Here is a 3,269-nt window from a genome sequence, read left to right as displayed (position 1 = left end):
ATCGAGGAGCGGCTGAACAAGCTGCGTTCACCGTTCCGTTCGGCCGAGAAGTTCTGGGTCGAAGAGATCATCGATCCGCGCAAGACCCGTTCGCTGCTCTGCGAATTCGCGCGCCTCGCCGAACCGCTGCGCACGCCCGGCGTCGCGACCGGCATGCGGATGCGGCCGTAGGCCTTCCAACCTCTCCCCGCAGCGCGGGGAGAGGTCGACCGGCGCAGCCGGTCGGGTGAGGGGCCAGGCACTGAGGTTGCCGAACGCGCAGCCTCTCGGGCCTGATGACTTGTCTTCCTGATAATTTGGACGCGCTGAAGGGCCGTGCCTTGCCCCTCACCCCAACCCTCTCCCCGCGAAGGGCGGGGAGAGGGAGCGGGGAGCGCTTCTGTTCACGCCGCCGCCGGCTTGGCCGCCTTGCCGATCGTCAGCGCCGCGGCGGCGGCGATCACGCACAGGGCGCCGGCGATGAAGAAGGCCGGCAGGTAGCTCGCCAGCAGGTCGCGCGACAGGCCGGCGCCGAACGCGGCGGTGGCGGCGCCGAGCTGATGGCCAGCGAAGATCCAGCCGAACACCAGATTGGCTCGCTCGGGGCCGAATTTCTGCGCCGTCAGCCGCACCGTCGGCGGCACAGTCGCGACCCAGTCGAGGCCGTAGAACACCGCAAACAGCGACAGGCCGTAGAACGAGAAGTCGGTGAACGGCAGCGCCAGCAGGCTAAGACCGCGCAGGCCGTAGTACCAGAACAGCAGCCAGCGATTGTCGTAGCGGTCCGCCAGCCAGCCCGACAGGATGGTGCCGATGAAATCGAACACACCCATCGCGGCGAGCAGCCCCGCGGCCTGCACCTGCGGGATGTTGAAGTCGGCGCACAGCGGGATCAGGTGAACCTGCACCAGGCCGTTGGTCGACGCGCCGCAGATGAAGAATGTGCCGAACAGCACCCAGAACACTCGCGTCTTGGCAGCGTCGCGCAGCGCGCCGAGTGCGGCGGCGGCGATCGATCCCGGCGCAGCCTGGGCCGACAGCGGCACCGGCTCGGTGCTGGTGTCGCCATAGGGGCGCAGTCCGACGTCGCTCGGCCGGTTGCGCATCGCGATCAGCACCGCGACTGCGGCGATGCCGATCAGCGCGCAGACATAAGCCATCGCGATCCGCCAGCCGTATCGCTCGGTCAGCGCGGCGAGCAGCGGCAGGAAGACAAGCTGTCCGGTGGCGACGCTCGCGGTCATCAGACCGATCACCAGGCCGCGGCGGGCGACGAACCAGCGCGTCGCCACCGTGGCGCCGAGCACCAGCGCGGTTAGGCCGGTGCCGACGCCGACCACTACGCCCCACAGCAGCATCAATTGCCACAGCGACGTCATCGCCAGCGACGCGACCAGCCCGATCACGACCACCACAAGCGCGGTCAGCGTCACCTGACGCAGGCCGAACCGGTTCATCAGCGCTGCGGCGAACGGCGCCATCAGCCCGAACAGCACGAAGCGGATCGACAGCGCGGATGAAATGTCCGCAGTGCTCCAGCCGAATTCCTGCTGCAGCGGCACGATGAACACGCCGGGTGCGCCGACCGCACCGGCATTGACCAAAGCGGTGAGGAAGGTGACGCCGACCATCACCCAGCCGTAGTGGATGTTGCGGCGGGCCAGCGCGGCGGCGAGGGCGTCGGAGATCATGCGGCGGTCCTGTCGGCGAGCGCGCCGGCGGCGGCCGGCTCAATGGAAATGATGGCCATCATATAAATTACCGGCGGCAACGCAACTCGGGGATTCCCAAGATCGCGTGAACAGCTCAGCGTTTGCGGTTGATGAAATCCGCCATCAGCGCCTGCGGTTCGCCGGTAAGGTACGACTGACCGAACACCTTGACCGAATGTGCGACCGCCTGCGGCAGCGGCATGTCTTCCCACGCCGCCATCAGCGCCTTCTGCGCCCGCATTGCCTGCGGCGCGCCGGCGAGCAGTGCGCCGACCAGATGTTCGACCGCCGCATCGAGCTCGCCCGGTGGCGCGATCTTGTCGATCAGGCCCCAGGCAAGCGCGGTGTCGGCGTCGATGTTCTCGGCGGCCATCACCAGGAAGCGCGCCCGCGACCAGCCGATCAGCCGCGGTAGCAGGGCGGCGTGGATCACCGACGGAATTCCGACTCGCACCTCGGGCATGCCGAATTTGGCATCGTGCGTGGCGACGCGGAAATCACAGGCGGCGGCGAATTCCAGGCCGCCGCCGAGGCACCAGCCGGGAATCCGCGCGATCACCGGATAGGGCACGGCGCGCACCGCCTCGCACAGTTCCGCAAGGCCGGTGATGAAGCGCTCGGCGGAACTCTGATCGAGCGTCGCCATCTCGTTGATATCGGCGCCGCCGATCATGCTGCGCTCGCTCTGGCCGGCGACGATCAGCACGCGCAGGCTCTCATCGCTTGCGAGCTGATGCAGCCCATCGCGCACATCGGTGATCACCGCGGTGTTCAGGATGTTGAGCTTCCCGGCATTGCAGATGGTGAGGCGTGCGACGCCGCGGGAATCGCGGTCGACGCCGCAATGGGTGTTGAGCATCTGCATGGTGGGTCTCGTCAGCAAGTCGAGGGCGGGGCCGGCATCATGTCCGGCGACGCCGGGGGACTGTCAAGCTGCATCAGGCCGCTCCGCTTGCCGCGACCGCGAATTAATTGTATTATGATCATAATTCCAAAAGAGAGGTCGCTGATGACGATGATTGATGCTGCCGCACCGCCCGATCTCGCCGGCTTGTTCGCTCCGGCGCAGCGCCGCAGCCGCACCGTCGATTGGCAGGAGCCGGGGCCGGTCGCCCGCGCCGCGATGGCGATGTCCGGCCTCGAGGTGATGCAGGCGATCCGCGACGGCCGGTTGCCGCCGCCGCCGCTCGCGCGGCTGATCGGCTTCAAGATGGCCGAAGTGCATTCTGGCCGGATCGTGATGCAGCTCGATCCGGACCAGAGCCTGGAGAACACCGCGGGCCTGCTCCACGGCGCGATTGCAGCTGCGTTGCTCGACACCGCGATGGGCTGTGCGATCTCGACGCGCCAGCCGGCCGGGCAGGGCTCGGTGACGATGGACCTGAAGCTCAGCTATCTGCGGCCGCTGTCGGTGCGCTCCGGCACGATCGTGGCCGAGGGGCGGGTGGTGAAACTCGGTCGGCAGTCGAGCTACACCGAGGGCTTCGTCTATGACGGCACCGGCAAGCTTGCGGTGCACGCCACTGCAACTTTTGCGATGCTCGGCGGAGCGCCTGCCGCGGCATCACATCCGCACCC

3 protein-coding genes and 1 pseudogene are annotated in these 3,269 nt (G+C 67.8%); 2 read left to right on the top strand and 2 right to left on the bottom strand.

The window, feature by feature from the left end; genetic code table 11:
- A pseudogene (locus tag DY468_RS24310) lies at positions 1 to 171 on the top strand (methylmalonyl-CoA carboxyltransferase); the annotation flags it as partial.
- Between the two features lie 212 nt (positions 172 to 383).
- On the opposite strand, the gene DY468_RS24305 reads toward DY468_RS24310, so the two are convergent.
- Positions 384 to 1,670: an MFS transporter gene (locus DY468_RS24305; protein ID WP_164608150.1), complete on the bottom strand. Its 1,287-nt coding sequence runs from the start codon at positions 1,668 to 1,670 to the stop codon at positions 384 to 386.
- Positions 1,671 to 1,785: 115 nt separating this feature from the next.
- On the bottom strand, positions 1,786 to 2,556 hold the full coding sequence (locus DY468_RS24300; protein WP_164608148.1) for an enoyl-CoA hydratase: 771 nt from the start codon (positions 2,554 to 2,556) through the stop codon (positions 1,786 to 1,788).
- 144 nt (positions 2,557 to 2,700) lie between these two features.
- Between DY468_RS24300 and DY468_RS24295 the strand changes: the two genes are divergently transcribed.
- Positions 2,701 to 3,269, top strand: a 569-nt coding sequence (locus DY468_RS24295; RefSeq protein WP_164608146.1) for a PaaI family thioesterase, incomplete at its 3' end; no start/stop codon positions are given.

This window comes from Rhodopseudomonas sp. BR0M22 (genome assembly GCF_010907035.1).
In the GTDB taxonomy this organism is placed as follows: domain Bacteria; phylum Pseudomonadota; class Alphaproteobacteria; order Rhizobiales; family Xanthobacteraceae; genus Rhodopseudomonas.
This window is presented reverse-complemented; position numbering and strand designations above follow the sequence as displayed.